We start from the raw sequence: 19,147 nt of genomic DNA on the forward strand, positions 1-19,147 counted from the left end.
GAGGATCTCTCCTTCGGAGAGCCTGAAAGGCATGCCGACCTCCCCCACGTCTGTCGCTCACCTCCCCATCCGGCGCCTCACCACGGACGACCTCCTCGCCTGCGCCGACCTCTCCGAGAACCGGGGGTGGCCGCGCGAGGAGCACAAGTGGGGCCATCTGCTGACCTCGGGAACCGGCTACGGCATCGAAGACCCCTCCGGCCCGGGTCTCGTCACCTGCTGCGTGGTCACGTCGTACGGCCCCGGGCTCGCCGCGATCGGCATGGTGCTGGTCGCCGAGCGGCACCAGCGCCAGGGCGTGGGCCGGAGGCTGATGCGGCACGTCCTCGAGGAGGCCGGCGACACCCCCCTCACGCTGTACGCCACTGCCAACGGTCAGCCCCTGTACGAGGAGCTGGGCTTCGTCGAGACGACCCGGTCCGACATGGTGCGCGGGCGGTTCTCGTTCCGCGCGCCCGCCCCGGCGGTTCCCGTCCGTCCCGCCACCGCGGACGACCTCCAGGCGGTCGTGCGTCTGGACCGGGAGATCTTCGGCCTCGACCGCACGCACCTCATCACACGCCTGCCCGCCTTCGCCGACCACTTGAGGGTCGCGGAGGAGGACGGCGTGATCACGGGCTTCGCCGCGGCCTGGCCCAACATGGACACCCACGTCGTCGGTCCGCTGATCGCCCAGGACACGGCCACGGCCCAGGCGCTGATCGCCTCCCTGGCCGCCGCGACCGAGCGTCCGCTGCGGACGGACATCGACGTACGACACACGGAGCTGCTGCGCTGGGTGAAGGAGAACGGCGTCGAATCGATCGCCACGAACGCGGTGATGGTCCGTTCCCTCCCCGACCTTCCCGGTGACTGGCGCAGGCGCTTCGCTCCCCTTACCGTCGCGGCCGGGTGACCGTACGCTGCCGGACATGAGTGATCTTGACATCCGCCCCGCCGCCGTCGAGGACCTCCCGGCGATCGTCGCGATGCTCGCGGACGACCCGCTGGGCGCCCAGCGGGAGTCCCCCGACGACCTCGCCCCGTACGTCACCGCCTTCGAACGGCTCGCGGGCGATCCCCATCAGCACGTCGTCGTGGCGGTCCGCGGGAAGAAGGTCGTCGGAACCCTCCAACTGACCGTGATCCCCGGTCTCTCCCGCCGCGGCACCACCCGCTCGATCATCGAGGGCGTCCGCATCCACGCCGACGAGCGCGGCAGCGGCCTCGGGACCCAGCTCATCGAGTGGGCGGTGGAGGAGTCCGGCCGCCAGGGCTGCCGGCTGGTCCAGCTGACCTCCGACGTGTCGCGCACCGACGCCCACCGCTTCTACGAGCGGCTCGGCTTCGAGGCCTCCCACGTGGGCTTCAAGAAGAACCTCTGAAGGGTGGCGGCTGGGCCGGACGGCGAGCGCGCCGGGACCGGCCCGGCGCGCGCTGTTTCACGTGAAACAGCCGGGACCGTCAGAGACCACGAAGCAGCCGGGACCGTCAGAGACCGCGCCAGCCGTCCTCGGAGACCCCGCCCGGCACCGCGTCCCCGGGCTCGTACGGCTCCCGGGTGAACACGAACGACCCCAGGTCGAGATGGCTCACGCTGCCGTCGGGCCGCCGCACCGCCCGGAGCGTCTCCCCCGCGTAGTAGCCGTTGAGCCCGACCCAGCCGCCCTCGGGCAGCACACGGAAGGAAGCCCGCCGCCCGGGCCCCCGCAGCGGCTCCATCACGAGGGAGCGCTCGGGGCCGAGGCGCAGCCCGTACGCGTACGTGCCCCAGTACCAGGGCCCGGTCAGGGCGAGGAGGTCGGCGTCGACCTCGTCCGCGGGAAGAGGCCGCCAGGGCTCGGGGAAGCGCGGCTCGGCCTCCGCCACGATCCGTACGAGATCGGCCGCCACGACCGCGGGCGCCGGGCCCGAGGTGGCGTTGGCGAGGGCGATCCCCGCGAGCCCGTCGTCCACGCTCACCCAGAGGCAGGCGACGAAGCCCGGCAGGGAGCCGGTGTGACCCACCAGGGTCCGCCCGTCCCGGCGCAGCAGCTGGAGGCCGAGGCCGTAGCTCCCCTCCCAGTCCCCCTCACCGGCGGGGGAGGCAGGGGCGCGCATCTCCGCCACGGAGGCCGCCGAGAGCACCCGGTCGTCGCCCGCCGCGAGGAACGCGGCGAACCGGGCGAGGTCCGCCGCCGTCGACCAGAGCTGTCCCGCCGGCGCCATCAGCCCCAGGTCCTCGGAGGGTTCGGCCATCATCACGTCGGCCCACGGGTGCACCGCGAAGCCGCCCGCGCGTGGCGCGACCGGGTCGAGCGTCGTACGGTCCATCCCCAGGGGATCCAGGATCTCGCGCCGCAGCGCCTCCTCCCAGCCGACCCCGCGCACGGCCTCGACCAGCGAACCGAGCAGGGTGTAGCCGGGGTTGGAGTAGTGGAAACGGCGTCCGGGCGTCTGGAGCGAGGGGCTCTCGCCCAGGACGTCGGACAGCTCCGGCCGCAACGCGGCGGAGGACCGTTCCCACCACTGCCCCGGGGTCTCGGCGGCGAGTCCCCCGCTGTGGGCGAGGAGCTGAGCGATCGTCACCTCACCGACCCCCGTGTCCTTGAGGTGGCGCTCCAGCGGATCGTCGAGATCGAGGAGCCCCTCGTCTCGCAGCCGCATCACCAGAACGGCGGTGAACACCTTGGTGATCGAGCCGATCCGGTACTGGGTGTCGGCGTCGGGCGCGTGCCCGTCCACACAACTCCGCGAACCGCTCCACACCAGCGCCCCGTCCCGGACCACCGCCCCCACGAACGAGGGCGCCCGCCCTTCGGCTTGGGCGACCGCGACGCGGTGCAGCAGGGCCCGCTCGGTACCGGGCAGGAGTGCTTCGAAGGATGTCGTCATGCACCCATCCAACCCGGTGTCCCCCCGGGATCTTCCCTGCGTGCCACCGCGCCCCGGCCCTTCCTCGCACGCCGGATCCCCTCTCACCGGAGGAGAGGAGGGCTCAGGTCTGGGCCATGTCCACGAAGCGGGAGTAGTGGCCCTGGAAGGCCACGGTGATGGTGGCGGTCGGGCCGTTACGGTGCTTGCCGACGATGATGTCCGCCTCGCCCGCGCGGGGGGACTCCTTCTCGTAGGCGTCCTCGCGGTGCAGCAGGATGACCATGTCGGCGTCCTGCTCGATGGAGCCGGACTCACGGAGGTCGGAGACCATCGGCTTCTTGTCGGTGCGCTGTTCGGGACCACGGTTCAGCTGCGACAGCGCGATGACCGGCAGCTCCAGTTCCTTGGCGAGGAGCTTGAGGTTTCGCGACATGTCGGAGACCTCCTGCTGGCGGCTCTCCTGCCGCTTCGAGCCACCGGACTGCATCAGCTGGAGGTAGTCGATGATCACGAGCTTGAGGCCGTTGCGCTGCTTGAGCCGGCGGCACTTCGCGCGGATCTCCATCATCGACAGGTTCGGGGAGTCGTCGATGTAGAGCGGCGCCTGGGAGACGTCGGGCATGCGGCGGGCCAGGCGCGTCCAGTCCTCGTCGGTCATCGTGCCGGAGCGCATGTGGTGCAGCGCGACGCGGGCCTCCGCCGAGAGCAGACGCATCGCGATCTCGTTGCGTCCCATTTCGAGGGAGAAGATGACGCTGGGCAGGTTGTTCTTGATGGACGCGGCCCGGGCGAAGTCCAGCGCGAGCGTGGACTTACCCATGGCGGGTCGGGCCGCGATGATGATCATCTGACCGGGGTGGAGTCCGTTGGTGAGCGAGTCGAGGTCGGAGAAGCCGGTCGGCACGCCCGTCATCTCACCGCTGCGGGAGCCGATCGCCTCGATCTCGTCGAGCGCGCCCTCCATGATGTCGCCGAGCGGCAGGTAGTCCTCGGTGGTGCGCTGCTCGGTGACCGCGTAGATCTCGGCCTGGGCCGAGTTCACGATCTCGTCGACGTCTCCGTCGGCCGCGTATCCCATCTGCGTGATCTTGGTGCCGGCCTCGACGAGACGGCGCAGGACGGCCCGCTCGTGGACGATCTCCGCGTAGTACGAGGCGTTGGCCGCGGTCGGGACCGACTGGACCAGCGTGTGGAGGTAGGGGGCGCCGCCGACCTTGGTGATCTCGCCGCGCTTGGTGAGCTCGGCGCCGACCGTGATGGGGTCGGCGGGCTCGCCCTTGGCGTAGAGGTCGAGGATCGCCGCGTAGACGGTCTCGTGGGCCGGCTTGTAGAAGTCGTGGCCCTTGATGATCTCCACGACGTCCGCGATGGCGTCCTTGGAGAGCAGCATGCCGCCGAGGACGGACTGCTCGGCGTCCAGGTCCTGCGGGGGGACGCGCTCGAAGCCGTTCAGCCCGCCGCCGTCCCAGGGGCTGTCGCCGCCGCGGTCGTCGTCGCGCCCTCGGCCCCGGCCGCGGCCCTCGCCTCGCGTACGGGTGGGCAGCCGGTCACTCGGTCCGCTGTCGGCCCAGGGGTCGTCCATGGGCTCGGGAACGCTCACCAAGCCACCTCCTCCCGTCCGCACCGCGGACCTCGCCATGCCACTCTTTCTTACGCCACGGTCTTCATCAACGAGTGGCTTTGCGACCGCTTCTGGCGAGTCGGGCTCCGACCACGGTAGGCCCGTCGGCAGCGTCAGCCAATCTGGTTATCCACAGGCCCTGTGGGTGAAGGGCCAGATGCTGTGGAGAACTCCCCGGAACCTGTGCACGGACCGGGGGACAGTCATGTGGACAAACTCATAGCACCCCCAGCAGCACCCACTTGACCTGCGCTTTTTCCATCCACGGGCTGTGGGGGAGAAAAAGTTCTCCCCCTGGACCAAGATCAGAACAAACGGCCCACACCCGAAGCCCCACTCCCGTGCTAAGTAATAGCCACAAGTGCATTGCATCACTTACCTGTGGAAGATTAGATTGAGCTCATGACCCAGGCCCCCGCGACGCCCAAGGCCGTCCGCCGACAGCACGACCGCGAGATCGTCTCGCTCGCCCTGCCGGCCTTCGGCGCACTCGTCGCCGAGCCCCTCTTCCTGATGGTCGACAGCGCCATCGTCGGCCACCTCGGCACCCCGCAACTCGCGGGTCTCGCCATCGCCGCCGCCCTGCTCTCCACCGCCGTCAGCGTCTTCGTCTTCCTCGCCTACGCCACCACGGCGGCCGTCGCACGGCGGGTCGGCGCGGGCGACCTCCCTGCCGCCATCCGACAGGGCATGGACGGCATCTGGCTGGCCCTCCTCCTCGGCGCCGCCGTCGTCGTGCTCACCCTGCCCACCGCCCCCTGGCTCGTCGACGTCTTCGGCGCCTCCGACACCGCCGCGCCGTACGCCGTCACCTACCTGCGGATCTCCAGCCTCGGCATACCCGCCATGCTGGTCGTCCTGGCCGCCACCGGCGTCCTGCGCGGCCTCCAGGACACCCGTACCCCGCTCTACGTCGCCATCGGCGGCTTCGCGGTCAACGGAGCCCTCAACCTCGGCCTCGTGTACGGAGCCGGGCTCGGGATCGCCGGCTCGGCCTGGGGCACGGTCATCGCCCAGTGCGGCATGGCCGCCGCCTACCTCGTCGTGGTCGTCCGGGGCGCCCGCCGGCACGGCGCCTCCCTGCGCCCCGACCCGGCCGGCATCCGTGCCTCCGCCCAGGCCGGCGTCCCCCTCCTGGTCCGTACGCTCTCGCTCCGCGCCGTCCTGATGATCGCGACCGCCGTCGCCGCCCGGATGGGAGACGCCGAGGTCGCCGCCCACCAGATCATCCTGTCCCTGTGGAGCCTCATGGCCTTCGCCCTCGACGCGATCGCCATCGCGGGCCAGGCCATCATCGGCCGCTACCTCGGCGCGAACGACGCCCAAGGTGCCCGCCAGGTCTGCCGCCGGATGGTCCAGTGGGGCGTCCTCTCCGGGGTCGTGCTCGGCGCACTCCTCGTCGTCGCCCGCCCGCTGTTCATCCCGCTCTTCACCAGCGACACGACCGTCCAGGACACCTTGCTCCCCGCGCTTCTCGTGGTCGCCCTCTCCCAGCCGATCTCGGGGGTCGTCTTCGTCCTCGACGGTGTCCTCATGGGCGCGGGCGACGGCCCCTACCTGGCCTGGGCCATGCTGCTGACCCTTGCCGTCTTCGCCCCGGTCGCCCTGCTCGTCCCGGTGTTCGGCGGCGGCCTGACGGCCCTGTGGTGGGCGATGACGCTCATGATGACGGTCCGCATGGCGACGCTCTGGCTGAGGGCCCGCTCGGGCCGCTGGATCGTCACCGGCGCCACCCGCTGACGCACCCCTGTTTCACGTGAAACAGCGGAAGGGCCGCACCCCGAGGGGTGCGGCCCTTCCTTACTGCTGAGCGCAGACTGCCAAGGGCAGCGTTACGCGGCGACGACCTCGACGCCGAGCTTCGCGGCAACCTCGGGGTGCAGACGCACGGACACCTGGTGCGAGCCCAGGGTCTTGATCGGCGAGCCGAGCTCGACGCGACGCTTGTCGACGTCGGGGCCACCCGCGGTCTTGATCGCCGAGGCGATGTCGCCCGGGGTCACGGAGCCGAAGAGACGGCCGGCGTCGCCGGAGCGAACGGCCAGGCGGACCTTCGTGCCCTCGAGCTGAGCCTTGATCTCGTTGGCCTGCTCGATGGTCGCGATCTCGTGGATCTTGCGGGCGCGGCGGATCTGCGCCACGTCCTTCTCGCCACCCTTGGTCCAGCGGATCGCGAAACCACGCGGGACCAGGTAGTTGCGAGCGTAGCCGTCCTTGACGTCGACGACGTCGCCGGCGGTGCCGAGGCCAGAGACCTCGTGGGTCAGGATGATCTTCATTTTTCGGTCACCCTTTCCTTATCGCGCGGTGGACGTGTAGGGCAGCAGCGCCATCTCACGGCTGTTCTTGACGGCCGTGGCGACGTCACGCTGGTGCTGCGTGCAGTTGCCGGTCACGCGGCGGGCACGGATCTTACCGCGGTCGGAAATGAACTTCCGCAGCATGTTCGTGTCCTTGTAGTCCACGTACGCGGTCTTGTCCTTGCAGAACGCGCAGACCTTCTTCTTAGGCTTGCGCACAGGCGGCTTCGCCATGGTGTTTCTCCTGTGTGATCAAGAAGTGGGAGTACGAGCTGCTTCGAGGGCGAAAGCCCTAGAAGGGAGGCTCGTCCGAGTAGCCGCCGCCGCCGGAGTTTCCACCCCAGCCGCCTCCGCCGCCCTGCTGCTGGCCGCCACCGGCCGGCGCGCTGGTCGCCCACGGGTCGTCGGCGGGAGCACCGCCGCCACCCTGCTGGCCACCGCCGGAGTTTCCACCCCAGCTGCCGCCGCCCTGCTGGCCGCCACCGCCGCCGCCGTAACCGCCCTGGCCACCGCGACCCGTGGTCTTGGTGACCTTGGCCGTGGCGTTCTTGAGGCTGGGGCCGACTTCCTCGACATCCAGCTCGTAGACCGTGCGCTTGACGCCCTCACGGTCCTCGTAGGACCGCTGCTTCAGGCGACCCTGCACGACGACGCGCATGCCTCGCTGAAGCGACTCGGCGACGTTCTCCGCCGCCTGACGCCAGACCGAGCACGTGAGGAAGAGGCTCTCGCCGTCCTTCCACTCGTTGGTCTGACGGTCGAAGGTGCGGGGAGTGGACGCGATACGGAACTTCGCGACCGCCGCACCGGACGGGGTGAAGCGCAGCTCGGGGTCGTCGACAAGATTGCCGACGACCGTGATGACGGTCTCGCCTGCCATGGGGTACCTCTCGGCGGGATTGCTTCTGGCTGCTTCTGGCTACTCGAACCCGATGACCTCTGAGCTAGAAGCTCAGTGGGTCTCGGGGCGGAGGACCTTGGTCCGGAGGACCGACTCGTTCAGGTTCATCTGGCGGTCGAGCTCCTTGACGACCGCAGGCTCGGCCTGCAGGTCGATGACCGAGTAGATGCCCTCGGGCTTCTTCTTGATCTCGTACGAGAGACGACGACGGCCCCAGGTGTCGACCTTCTCGACCTTTCCGTTGCCCTCACGGACGACGGAGAGGAAGTTCTCGATCAGGGGGGCGACAGCGCGCTCCTCCAGATCGGGGTCGAGGATGACCATCACCTCGTAGTGACGCATGTGGAACCCACCTCCTTTGGACTCAGCGGCCACGGTCGTTCCGTGGCAGGAGGGTCGTGATGCGTGAGCGTCGGCATCCGCAGCCCCCGAGGGGACCTGGGCAGACACCGGCGCAGCTGTACAGAGTACCCGTACATCGGCTTCCGGTTGAAATTCGGCGCCGAGGGGACGCAATCTGTACACATCGGATGTCGGCGGCGCTACGATGCGCCGCCGTCCGGCAGCACGCCAGGAGGTGCCCCATGGCACAGGCAATGCGACCCGACCCCGGCCATTCCCTCTTCGCGACCGACGGCAAGCCCCACCCGCTCCAGGACACCCTGGTCGGCGTGACGCTCGTCCTCGGCGTCCTCTCCTTCGTCACCGCGCAGTTCGACAGCCTCCACCTGCTGAGCTCCTGGTCGGGCCTGATCGGCATCCTGACCGGTGCCTACGGACAGTTCATCTCCGTCACGACACGCGAGCGCTTCGCCCTGATCGTCGGCCTCGGCCTGGCCGGCGTCGGCTTCTACCTCGGCATGGCTCACGGCGGCCTCTTCGGCGGCGTGATCAGCTGAGCGCGGCCCCCTCGACCGCGTTCAGCGGCACGTCGGGGCACACGCACCCATTCGGGGCGCTCCCCGGTCACAGTAGGCTTCGGCGCGAGAGCCGGAGCCCCTGACCGATGGGGACACACCTGCCGAGGAGCGCCCCGCATGAGCCTGACCCTGAGGACCATCAGCCGTGAGCAGCATCTGGCATTCATCCAGAGCCAGCCCGCCGCGAGTCACTGCCAGGTCCCGGCGTGGGCTGATGTGAAGACCGAGTGGCGCTCGGAGAACCTCGGCTGGTTCGACAAGACCGGCGAGCTCGTCGGCACGGGCCTCGTGCTCTACCGCCAGCTCCCGAAGATCAAGCGCTACCTGGCCTATCTGCCCGAGGGCCCGGTCATCAACTGGTACGCGCCCAACCTCGACGACTGGCTCCAGCCGATGCTGGCCCACCTCAAGCAGCAGGGCGCCTTCTCCGTGAAGATGGGCCCGCCGGTCGTCATCCGACGCTGGGACTCGGCGGCCATCAAGGCCGGCATCCAGGACCCGGACGTCAAGCGCCTCAAGGACGTCGAGGCCACCGTCATCGAGCCGCGCGCCTTCGAGGTCGCGGACCGGCTCCGCAAGATGGGCTGGCAGCAGGGCGAGGACGGCGGCGCCGGCTTCGGCGACGTCCAGCCGCGGTACGTCTTCCAGGTCCCGCTCGCCAACCGCTCGCTCGACGACGTCCTCAAGGGCTTCAACCAGCTGTGGCGCCGCAACATCAAGAAGGCCGAGAAGGCCGGCGTCGAGGTCGTCCAGGGCGGCTACGAGGACCTGGCCGAATGGCAGCGGCTGTACGAGATCACGGCCGTCCGCGACCACTTCCGGCCCCGCCCGCTCTCGTACTTCCAGCGCATGTGGACCGTCCTCAACAGCGAGGACCCCAACCGCATGCGGCTCTACTTCGCCCGCCACAACGGCGTGAACCTGTCCGCCGCGACCATGCTCGTCGTCGGTGGCCACGTCTGGTACTCGTACGGCGCCTCCGACAACATCGGCCGCGAGGTCCGTCCCTCGAACGCGATGCAGTGGCGGATGCTGCGCGACGCCTACGCGATGGGCGCGACCGTCTACGACCTGCGCGGCATCTCGGACTCGCTCGACGAGACCGACCACCTCTTCGGACTCATCCAGTTCAAGGTGGGCACGGGCGGCGAGGCCGTGGAGTACGTCGGCGAGTGGGACTTCCCGCTCAACAAGCTGCTCCACAAGGCGCTCGACATCTACATGTCGCGCCGCTGACGGTTCCGTAGGCTCCGTACTCTCGTACACGTACTCGCACGCATCTTTGATTCACCGCTGCCATCAGAAAGGTTCCGGGCCGGCCATGGCGCTCTCCCTCTACGTCGACACCGCTCGCTGGCGCGCGCACCAGAAGACCGTCATCGACCAGTTCCCCGGTCTGATCCCGGTCTGCAAGGGCAACGGTTACGGGTTCGGGCACGAGCGCCTCGCCGAGGAGGTCACCCGGTTCGGCGCCGACATGCTGGCCGTCGGCACGACCTACGAGGCCGCGAAGATCAAGGACTGGTTCAGCGGCGACCTGCTGGTCCTCACCCCGTTCCGGCGGGGCGAGGAGCCGGTCCCGCTGCCGGACCGGGTCATCCGCTCCGTCTCGTCGGTGGACGGCGTCCACGCCCTGGTGGGCGCCCGGGTCGTCATCGAGTGCATGAGCTCGATGAAGCGGCACGGCGTCCACGAGGACGAGCTGCAGCAGCTGCACGCCGCCATCGAGGACGTACGCCTCGAAGGCTTCGCCCTCCACCTCCCGCTCGACCGCCCGGACGGCACCGACGCCGTCGAGGAGGTCATCGCCTGGATGGACCGGCTGCGTGCCGCCCGGCTGCCGCTGCACACCATGTTCGTGAGCCACCTGCGTGCCGAGGAGCAGGCCCGGCTCCAGCAGCAGTTCCCGCAGACCCGTTTCCGCGCGCGCATCGGCACCCGGCTCTGGCTGGGCGACCACGAGGCCACCGAGTACCGGGGCTCCGTGCTGGACGTGACCCGGGTCGCCAAGGGCGACCGCTTCGGCTACCGCCAGCAGAAGGCCGCCTCGGACGGCTGGCTGGTCGTCGTCGCCGGCGGCACCTCGCACGGGGTGGGCCTGGAGGCCCCCAAGGCGATGCACGGCGTCATGCCGCGTGCCAAGGGCGTCGCCCGGGCCGGTCTGGCCACGGTCAACCGCAACCTGTCGCCCTTCGTCTGGGCCGGCAAGCAGCGCTGGTTCGCCGAGCCGCCGCACATGCAGGTGTCGATCCTCTTCGTGCCCTCCGACGCCCAGGAACCGCACGTCGGCGACGAGCTGGTGGCCCACCTGCGGCACACGACGACGCAGTTCGACCGGCTCGTCGAGCGCTGAGCCGAGCGCTGGGCCCGAGCTGGGCCGAGCGCCGAGCCGACAGCCCTCCGACGCAGAACGGCCCCGCCCCCGGTGACTACCGGGGGCGGGGCCGTTTCTCACGCTCACTCGCGGGAGTCGCGCTCACTCGCGGGAGTCACGCTCACTCGCGGGAGTCGCGCTCCTCGCGAGAGTCGCGCTCCTCGACGGGGCCGGAGGCGTCGGGAGCGTCCGGGAGCCCCCACTCCACCCGGGGCCCCTCCGCCGCCGGAGCGGCGTGCCGGGCCGGGTGCGCGGCCCTGCCCATGACGAAGACGTCCTCCGCCCCGTCCAGGACACCGCCCGAGGGGTCGTCCGAGCCGTCCTGCCTGACCGGGTCCTTCTCCGGCATGAGGATGTCGCGGACGACCATGACGCACAGGTACAGCGTGCCGAGCAGGTGCAGGACGATCGCGAACTGGTAGCCGTCGACCGGCAGGCCCTGCTTGTTGCCGCTGTTCATGAAGGCCAGGTACATCCAGATGCCCAGGAAGTACATGACCTCGCAGGCCTGCCAGATCAGGAAGTCGCGCCAGCGCGGCCGGGCGAGCGCCGCGAGCGGGACGAGCCACAGGACGTACTGCGGCGAGTACACCTTGTTGGTGAGGACGAACGCGGCGACGATCAGGAAGGCCAGCTGGGCGAAGCGGGGCCTGCGGGGCGCGTGGAAGGCGAGGAAGCCGAGGGCTCCGACCGCCGCCACCATGAGCAGCAGCGCGTACAGGTTGGCCTTCTCGGGCGGGATGGAGACGCCCGCCCGCTGGCTCACGAGCAGCCAGACCGAACCGAAGTCGACGTTCCGGTCACGGCTGAAGAGGTAGAACTGCTTCCAGCCCTCGGGGGCCAGGAGCATCACGGGCAGGTTCACGGCCAGCCACGCGCCCACCGCGCCGAGCACGGCCGTCCCGTACTCCCGCCACTTCCCGGCACGCCAGCAGAGCAGCAGCAGCGGGACGAGCAGCAGTATCGGGTAGAACTTCGCGGCGGTGGCGAGGCCGAGCAGGATGCCGAAGCCGAGCGGCCGGCCGCGCGACCAGAGCAGGACGGCGGCGCCGGTCAGCGCGACGGCCAGTATGTCCCAGTTGATCGTGGCGGTGAGCGCCACCGAGGGTGCGAGGGCGACCAGGAGGCCGTCCCACGGGCGTCGGCGGTGGGTTCGCGCCACGCAGACCGCGAGGACGGCCGCGCAGATCATCAGCAGACCGGCGTTGACCATCCAGAAGGCCTGCTCGCGCTGGTCCATGGTGCCGCCGCCGGGCGTCAGCCAGGAGGCGACCTGCATGAACAGACCGGTCAGGACCGGGTACTCCAGGAACGGTATGTCGCCGCCCAGCCGGTCGAAGTACGGCACCAGGCCGTCGGCGAAGCCCCGTCCGGAGAAGAGGTGGGGGATGTCCGAGTAGCAGGCGTGGGTGTACTGGGAGGTGGTGCCGCGGAACCAGGCCCAGTTGTAGCAGGGCAGTTTCTGCACCATGCCGAGCGCGAACATCCCGATGGCCACGAGGGCGACGACCCGCACGGGAGTGAACTGGCTGCGCCCGGTCAGCGCCCGGCGGCCGAAGGGACCGCCGATCAGCTCACTGCCGGAGGCGGCCACTTCGTCCCGGTGGGTGGGGACGACCACTGACGGGTTCCGCGGCCGGTCCTGCGGCGCGCGCGTCTTCTGGAGGCTCGGCATGGGGGACATCCTGCCGTACGTCTCCGGGAAAACGACGAGGGCCGTCGCGTGCGATCCGTACGGAGGGTACGGACCGGACACGACGGCCCCCGCGGGTGCGTCGGACGGTCAGTCGAAGAGGGCCTCGCCGGTGGCCGTCTGGCCACCGCCGCCGTCGCCGTTGCCCGGCTTGCCGGTCGTCGTCGGGGTGTCCGTCGGCGTGTCCGTCTCCGTCGGCGGCGGTTCGGCCGTCGTCGTCGTGGGCGGCGGGGTGGTCGTCGGCCGGCCGTTGCCGCCGTTGTCGCCGCCACCGGTGTCGTAGCAGTCCACGTCCCAGACGGAACAGGTCGTCTTGTCCGGCTTCGGCGTGCGCGTGGCCGGGGGAGTGGTCGTCGGCGGGGCCGTGGTCGTCGGCGCGGTCGTCGTCGGCGTCTCGGACGGCGTCGCGGACTCGGTCGGCGTCTCCGTCTCCGTCGGCGTCGGCTTCGGGCTGGTGGCACCGCCGCCGAAGACCGGCTCGGCGTTCTCCAGCTTCTCGGGCTCGGGGAACTCCACGTTCTCCATGCCCTCCACGGCGTCGGTCATGTAGTCGTTCCAGATCTCCGACGGGAACGACGAACCGTGGATGGTGTCGTGACCACCCGTGCCGTACATCTTCTCGAACTCGCGGTCCTTCTTGTTCTCGTCGTCGTCGTAGCGGTACATGTCGATGGCCGTCGAGATCTGCGCGGTGTACCCCACGAACCAGGCGGAACGGTTGCCGTCCGTCGTACCGGTCTTGCCTGCCACGTCGCGGCCCGGGATGGCGGCGTTCCGGCCGGTGCCCTCCGGGTTCTCCACCACGTCCCTGAGGACGTCGGTGACGTTGCTGGCGATGGCCGTGGTGAAGGCCGTCTTGCTGCTGGCCTTGTGCTCGTAGATGGTCCGGCCGTTCTCGACGACCTTGGTCACCGAGAACGGGTCGTTCTGCTCACCGTTGTTGGCGAAGGTCGCGTAGGCACCGGCCATCCGGATCGCGCTCGGGCTGGAGATACCGAGGGAGAAGGAGGGCACCTCGCCCTTGACGAGCGAGTCCGCGCGCAGACCGGCGTCGACGGCGACCTCGCGCACCTTGTCGATGCCGACGTCCATGCCGAGCTGCACGTACGGGGAGTTGGCCGACTTGATCATGGCGCGACGAAGGGTCATGGGGCCGTAGCTCGCGTCGCCGTCATTGGTCTGGAACCACTCCTCCCCCTTCTCGTTGTGCCAGATGTCGCCCTTGTAGTCCCGGATCTTCAGCTTGTTCTTGCCGGAGTACTTGCTCTTGTCGGGGTCGACGATCGTGCGGGAGGACTCGTCCTGGACCGGACCGAGCCCCTTGTCCCGGACGCCGTACTTCATCGAGGCGGCCAGCACGAAGGGCTTGAAGGTCGATCCGACCTGGGCACCGGTCTGGTCGGCGTTGTTGGTGAAGTGCTTGGTGGCGTCCTGGCCGCCGTAGATCGCGAGGATCTCACCGGTCTTGGTGTCCACGGAGGCGCCGCCGAACTGGACGTTGGTGTCCGTCTCGGGCCGCTCCTCCGGGTCGATGTTCTCGTCGTAGACCTTCTTGACCGACGCGGCGAGCGCGTTGACCTTCTTCTTGTCGAAGGTGGTGTGGATCTCGTAGCCGCCGAGCTCCAGCTCCTTGGCCGTGACACCGGCGGTGTTGCTGTTGATGAAGTTCGCCTTGGCGGTGCTGACGAGGTAGCCGATCTGGCCGGTCAGCTGCGCGTCCTGCTTGCGCTTCTGCACCTTGGGGAGGGTCGTGTACTTGGCCCGCTCCTCGGCCGTGATCTTCTGGTCCTTGACCATCTCGTCGAGGATCCAGCTCCACCGCTTGGTGAGGCGGGCGAGGTTCTTGTCGGGCGTGGCCTCGGGGTCGATCTCGGGGTAGCCGGCGGGGTCGTAGTACGTGGCGCCCTTCAGCACGGAGGCCAGCACCGCCGACTCGCTGGCGTTGAGCTTGCTCGCGTCCTTGTCGAAGTACGAGCGGGCAGCGGCTTGGATGCCGTAGGCACCCCGCCCGTAGTACGCGGTGTTCAGGTAGCTCGCCATGATCTGCGGCTTCTCCTGCTCGTTGCCGACCTTCATCGAGATGAAGAGCTCCTTCACCTTGCGGCTCAGGGTCTGCGACTGGTCGTTGAGCAGGCTGTTCTTCACGTACTGCTGGGTGATGGTCGAACCGCCCTGGGTCTCGCCGCCCTTGGCCATGTTCCACACGGCGCGGCCGATGCCCATCGGGTCGATGCCCGAGTCGTCCCAGAAGGTCTTGTTCTCGGCCGAGACCACGGCCTCCTGCATGACCTTCGGGATCTGCTCGATGCCGATGATCTGCCGGTTGGCGCCGCTGCCGGTCGCGACCATGCGCGAGCCGTCGCGCCAGTAGTAGATGTTGTTCTGCGAGACCGCGTCCGTGGCTTCCTTCGGGATGACCACCTGGGAGTACGCGAAGACCGCGCCGCCCATCAGGACGCCGAGGAACACCAGGAACGTGCCCGTCACGAGCCGCCACGACGGCACCCAGCGGCGCCAGCCGTACTTGTCGTGACGCGGGTAGTCGATGATCCGCTTCTTGCGGGGCGGCTGACCGCCGGGACCGCGTCCCGCACCGCCCCCGCGGCCCCCACCGCCGCCGCCGCGCCGTCCACCGTCACCGGGGCCGGCGGGACCGCCGGGGCCCGTCTCGGCACCTCGTCGTCTGCCGCCGCGCTGCGCGGCCCGACGGGCCTCGGCACGACCGCCGTACGGGCGCGACTCCTCCCCGTAGGCAGAAGGCGGTCCGTACGAGGCCTCGGGGCCCTGACCGGTTTCCTGAACCGGGGCCGGCCTGCGGCCCATCGGCTGCTGGGCAGCGCGTCGTGCCGCCGCACGGCCACCGTAAGGCGGCTCCTGCGGCGGCATCCTGCGACGGTGCTCGCTCATCGAACGACTACTCCTCGGGCAGGCGCGTACGCCTGGAAGCGGCAGTTGAGTTCCGGTCCCCCCGAAATGCGCACGGACGGAGCCCATCGAAGGCCCCTCCGCACCGCAGCCGGTCACCCGCAGCACTGACGCCCCGCGGCATCGCTTGGTTCCCGGTGGTCTGCATGCCGCACAGACTACGCACGGCCAAAACCTACGGAGAGCCGGAGTTCACCCCAAATCAGGCAAGTCGATCACTGTGAATTGACGATGTGATGCCGCTCACGGCGGTCCTCCTTGCCGCATAGGGGTGGTCGTTCTATCGTGCTGATGTATCGAGTCGATACATCAGCCCGGCATAAGAGCCCCATAAAGACGGAGGAGGCGGCGGATGAGCAGGCGCTCAGGGATTCTCGAGTTCGCCGTCCTCGGCCTGCTCCGCGAGGCTCCGATGCACGGGTACGAGCTGCGGAAGCGCCTGAACACCTCGCTGGGGGTCTTCCGTGCCTTCAGCTACGGGACGCTGTACCCCTGCCTCAAGACGCTGGTCGCCAACGGCTGGTTGATCGAGGAGCCGGGCAGCGCCCCCGAGGAGGCCGTGGCCGCTTCACTCGCAGGACGCCGGGCCAAGATCGTCTACCGGTTGACGCCGGAAGGTAAGGATCACTTCGAGGAGCTCCTCTCCCACACGGGCCCAGACGCCTGGGAGGACGAGCACTTCGCCGCCCGCTTCGCCTTCTTCGGCCAGACCGAGCGCGAGGTGCGGATGCGGGTCCTGGAGGGCCGCCGCAGTCGGCTGGAGGAGCGTCTGGAGAAGATGCGCGCCTCCCTGGCCCGGACCCGGGAACGACTCGACGACTACACGCTTGAGCTGCAGCGCCACGGCATGGAGTCCGTGGAGCGCGAGGTGCGCTGGCTGAACGAGCTCATCGAGAGCGAGCGGGCGGGACGGGATCAGCGATCCGGCCCCGACGCCCCGGCTCAGCACGACAACGATTCTGGAGAAACGGGCGGCCTGCCCCGGCACGGGGGCAGTACCCGGCCGGATCCGTCCGGAGACACCGCCAAGTGAAGCCCTGCGCACAGCAGGACTTCCAACCTCACAACAGGGAGCAACCGGAATGGGTTCGGTTCGCGTAGCCATCGTCGGCGTGGGCAACTGCGCCGCCTCGCTGGTGCAGGGCGTCGAGTACTACAAGGACGCCGACCCGGCGACCAAGGTGCCCGGCCTGATGCACGTCCAGTTCGGCGACTACCACGTCGGTGACGTCGAGTTCGTCGCCGCCTTCGACGTCGACGCGAAGAAGGTCGGCCTCGACCTCTCGGACGCCATCGGCGCCAGCGAGAACAACACCATCAAGATCTGCGACGTCCCGAACGCGGGCGTCACGGTCCAGCGCGGTCACACGCTCGACGGTCTCGGCAAGTACTACCGCCAGACCATCGAGGAGTCCGCCGAGGAGCCGGTGGACGTCGTCCAGGTCCTCAAGGACCGCCAGGTCGACGTTCTCGTCTGCTACCTGCCCGTCGGTTCCGAGGCGGCGGCGAAGTTCTACGCCCAGTGCGCCATCGACGCCAAGGTCGCGTTCGTCAACGCCCTCCCGGTCTTCATCGCCGGCACCAAGGAGTGGGCGGACAAGTTCACCGAGGCGGGCGTCCCGATCGTCGGCGACGACATCAAGTCGCAGGTCGGCGCGACCATCACGCACCGCGTGATGGCGAAGCTGTTCGAGGACCGCGGTGTCCGTCTTGAGCGCACCATGCAGCTCAACGTCGGCGGCAACATGGACTTCAAGAACATGCTCGAGCGCGAGCGCCTCGAGTCCAAGAAGATCTCGAAGACCCAGGCCGTCACCTCGCAGATCCCCGACCGCGAGCTGGGCGAGAAGAACGTCCACATCGGCCCGTCGGACTACGTGGCCTGGCTGGACGACCGCAAGTGGGCGTACGTCCGCCTCGAGGGCCGCGCCTTCGGCGACGTCCCGCTGAACCTCGAGTACAAGCTCGAGGTGTGGGACTCCCCGAACTCCGCGGGTGTCATCATCGACGCCCTGCGCGCCGCGAAGATCGCCAAGGACCGCGGCATCGGCGGCCCCATCCTCTCCGCGTCGAGCTACTTCATGAAGAGCCCGCCGGTCCAGTACTTCGACGACGAGGCCCTGGCCAACGTCGAGAAGTTCATCAAGGGCGAGGTCGAGCGCTAAGCACCCCGCGCTCCGCGCTTTTCGCAGAGGGTCCCCGAGCACTGCCCGGGGGCCCTCTCCGTATGTGAGTCTTGCTGCCATGTCCGTCGTGCGTGATCTGCGCGTACTCCTGCGCCTCGGAGACTTCCGCCGCCTGCTCGCCGTCCGGCTGCTCTCGCAGTGCGCCGACGGTGTCTACCAGGTGGCCCTGGCCACGTACGTCGTCTTCTCTCCCGAGAAGCAGACCTCGCCCACCGCCATCGCCTCCGCCATGGCCGTCCTGCTGCTCCCGTACTCGCTCGTCGGCCCCTTCGCCGGAGTCCTCCTCGACCGCTGGCAGCGACGCCAGGTCTTCCTGTACGGGAACCTCCTGCGCGCCCTCCTCGCCAGCGGGACCGCGCTGCTCGTCGTCGCTTCCGTCCCCGACTGGCTCTTCTACGCCTCGGCGCTCTCCGTCACGGCGGTCAACCGCTTCGTTCTCGCCGGACTCTCCGCCTCGCTGCCACGCGTCGTCGACGAGGACCGCCTCGTCGTCGCGAACTCGCTCTCCCCCACCGCCGGGACCCTCGCCGCGACCGTCGGAGGAGGCCTGGCCTTCGGCGTACGGCTGATCGCCGACGGCTCCGACGCGGCCGTGGTGGCCTTCGGCGCCGCCCTCTACCTGCTGGCCGCGCTCGCCTCCCTGCGCATCCCCCGCGCTCTCCTCGGCCCCGATCCGGCGCTCGCCCCGCAGCGCCTCTCCTCGGCCCTGGGCTCGACGGCCCGGGGTCTCGTCGAGGGCCTGCGGCACCTCGCCGAGCGACGGCCGGCCGCCAGGGCGCTCGGCGCCGTCACCCTGATGCGCTTCTGCTACGGCGCCCTGCTCGTCACCGTGCTCATGCTCTGCCGCTACACCTGGAGCTCGACGGAGTCCGAGGGGCTGGGCCTCCTGGGGATCGCCGTCGCCGCTTCGGGAGCGGGATTCTTCGCCGCCGCCGTGCTCTCGCCCTGGGCGGTGCAACGGTTCGGCCCCTTCGGCTGGATGACGCTCTGCGCCGGGCTCGCGGCCGTCCTGGAGCCGACGCTCGGCCTCTTCTTCGAGACCGCTCCGTTCTTCGTCGCCGCCTTCGTCCTCGGCCTCACCACCCAGGGGGCCAAGATCGCGACGGACACGGTGGTGCAGACGACCGTCGACGACGCCTACCGGGGACGGGTCTTCTCCCTCTACGACGTGCTGTTCAACGTCGCCTTCGTGGGAGCGGCGGGTGTCGCGGCGCTGATGCTGCCCCCGGACGGACGTTCCCCGCTGCTCGTCGTCCTGGTCGCCGTGGTCTACGCGGCCATCGCGCTGGCGCTGCACAGGGAGCGCGCCGCCACCACAGAGGGCTGACGTTTCACGTGAAACGTCAGCCCTCCACGGTCGAGAGGCGGTGTTTCACGTGAAACACCGCCTGT

Annotated in this window: 17 protein-coding genes; 9 read left to right on the forward strand and 8 right to left on the reverse strand. The window is 69.5% G+C overall.

What is annotated here, in order from left to right:
* The first annotated feature begins 31 nt into the window (after positions 1-31).
* Both AB0G79_RS01145 and AB0G79_RS01150 read left to right on the forward strand, forming a co-directional pair.
* Positions 32-895: a GNAT family N-acetyltransferase gene (locus tag AB0G79_RS01145; RefSeq protein ID WP_360798218.1), complete on the forward strand. Its 864-nt coding sequence runs from the start codon at positions 32-34 to the stop codon at positions 893-895.
* Positions 896-911: 16 nt separating this feature from the next.
* Entirely contained in the window at positions 912-1,364 is a 453-nt protein-coding gene (locus tag AB0G79_RS01150; protein ID WP_360798219.1) for a GNAT family N-acetyltransferase, read from the forward strand.
* A 106-nt stretch (positions 1,365-1,470) separates the two neighbouring features.
* Here AB0G79_RS01150 and AB0G79_RS01155 read toward each other — a convergent pair whose 3' ends face one another.
* Both AB0G79_RS01155 and dnaB read right to left on the reverse strand, forming a co-directional pair.
* Positions 1,471-2,853, reverse strand: a complete 1,383-nt coding sequence (locus AB0G79_RS01155; protein WP_360798221.1) for a serine hydrolase domain-containing protein — start codon at positions 2,851-2,853, stop codon at positions 1,471-1,473.
* A gap of 103 nt (positions 2,854-2,956) precedes the next feature.
* Positions 2,957-4,417, reverse strand: coding sequence for a replicative DNA helicase (gene dnaB, locus AB0G79_RS01160; protein WP_360799136.1), 1,461 nt, complete (start codon positions 4,415-4,417; stop codon positions 2,957-2,959).
* A 441-nt stretch (positions 4,418-4,858) separates the two neighbouring features.
* On the opposite strand from dnaB, the gene AB0G79_RS01165 reads away from it, so the two are divergent.
* Positions 4,859-6,196 carry an MATE family efflux transporter gene (locus tag AB0G79_RS01165; protein WP_360798223.1) on the forward strand — a complete coding sequence of 446 codons (1,338 nt, stop codon included), beginning with the start codon at positions 4,859-4,861 and terminating at the stop codon, positions 6,194-6,196.
* Between the two features lie 92 nt (positions 6,197-6,288).
* Here AB0G79_RS01165 and rplI read toward each other — a convergent pair whose 3' ends face one another.
* The 4 genes from rplI to rpsF form a co-directional block, all read right to left on the reverse strand.
* Entirely contained in the window at positions 6,289-6,735 is a 447-nt protein-coding gene (rplI, locus tag AB0G79_RS01170) for a 50S ribosomal protein L9 (protein ID WP_360798225.1), read from the reverse strand.
* A gap of 18 nt (positions 6,736-6,753) precedes the next feature.
* On the reverse strand, positions 6,754-6,990 hold the full coding sequence (rpsR, locus tag AB0G79_RS01175; RefSeq protein ID WP_005315025.1) for a 30S ribosomal protein S18: 237 nt from the start codon (positions 6,988-6,990) through the stop codon (positions 6,754-6,756).
* A 58-nt stretch (positions 6,991-7,048) separates the two neighbouring features.
* On the reverse strand, positions 7,049-7,636 hold the full coding sequence (locus AB0G79_RS01180) for a single-stranded DNA-binding protein (protein ID WP_360798227.1): 588 nt from the start codon (positions 7,634-7,636) through the stop codon (positions 7,049-7,051).
* A gap of 72 nt (positions 7,637-7,708) precedes the next feature.
* A complete protein-coding gene (gene rpsF, locus AB0G79_RS01185; RefSeq protein WP_005482942.1) occupies positions 7,709-7,999 on the reverse strand; it encodes a 30S ribosomal protein S6 in 291 nt (96 codons plus the stop codon).
* Between the two features lie 242 nt (positions 8,000-8,241).
* Between rpsF and AB0G79_RS01190 the strand changes: the two genes are divergently transcribed.
* From AB0G79_RS01190 to AB0G79_RS01200, 3 genes are all read left to right on the forward strand, one after another.
* Positions 8,242-8,556 (forward strand): hypothetical protein, encoded by a 315-nt coding sequence (locus AB0G79_RS01190; protein WP_360798229.1) that lies wholly within the window; start codon positions 8,242-8,244, stop codon positions 8,554-8,556.
* Positions 8,557-8,694: 138 nt separating this feature from the next.
* Positions 8,695-9,813 carry a peptidoglycan bridge formation glycyltransferase FemA/FemB family protein gene (locus AB0G79_RS01195; protein ID WP_360798231.1) on the forward strand — a complete coding sequence of 373 codons (1,119 nt, stop codon included), beginning with the start codon at positions 8,695-8,697 and terminating at the stop codon, positions 9,811-9,813.
* A gap of 85 nt (positions 9,814-9,898) precedes the next feature.
* Positions 9,899-10,930, forward strand: a complete 1,032-nt coding sequence (locus AB0G79_RS01200) for an alanine racemase (RefSeq protein ID WP_360798233.1) — start codon at positions 9,899-9,901, stop codon at positions 10,928-10,930.
* 142 nt (positions 10,931-11,072) lie between these two features.
* Here the strand turns inward: AB0G79_RS01200 and AB0G79_RS01205 are convergent, their stop codons facing one another.
* Entirely contained in the window at positions 11,073-12,626 is a 1,554-nt protein-coding gene (locus AB0G79_RS01205; protein WP_360798235.1) for a glycosyltransferase 87 family protein, read from the reverse strand.
* Positions 12,627-12,734: 108 nt separating this feature from the next.
* Positions 12,735-15,551 carry a transglycosylase domain-containing protein gene (locus tag AB0G79_RS01210; RefSeq protein WP_360798237.1) on the reverse strand — a complete coding sequence of 939 codons (2,817 nt, stop codon included), beginning with the start codon at positions 15,549-15,551 and terminating at the stop codon, positions 12,735-12,737.
* A 370-nt stretch (positions 15,552-15,921) separates the two neighbouring features.
* Here AB0G79_RS01210 and AB0G79_RS01215 point away from each other — a divergent pair, with 370 nt between their 5' ends.
* The 3 genes from AB0G79_RS01215 to AB0G79_RS01225 all read left to right on the forward strand — a co-directional run bounded on the left by AB0G79_RS01215 (position 15,922) and on the right by AB0G79_RS01225 (position 19,082).
* The gene (locus AB0G79_RS01215) at positions 15,922-16,602 is read left to right on the forward strand and encodes a helix-turn-helix transcriptional regulator (protein ID WP_360798239.1); all 681 of its coding nucleotides are present in this window, start codon (positions 15,922-15,924) and stop codon (positions 16,600-16,602) included.
* 49 nt (positions 16,603-16,651) lie between these two features.
* Positions 16,652-17,734, forward strand: coding sequence for an inositol-3-phosphate synthase (locus AB0G79_RS01220; RefSeq protein WP_352018097.1), 1,083 nt, complete (start codon positions 16,652-16,654; stop codon positions 17,732-17,734).
* Between the two features lie 79 nt (positions 17,735-17,813).
* On the forward strand, positions 17,814-19,082 hold the full coding sequence (locus AB0G79_RS01225; protein WP_360798241.1) for an MFS transporter: 1,269 nt from the start codon (positions 17,814-17,816) through the stop codon (positions 19,080-19,082).
* Positions 19,083-19,147: the final 65 nt, after the last annotated feature.

Source organism: Streptomyces sp. NPDC020807, assembly GCF_040641575.1.
Taxonomy (GTDB): domain Bacteria; phylum Actinomycetota; class Actinomycetes; order Streptomycetales; family Streptomycetaceae; genus Streptomyces.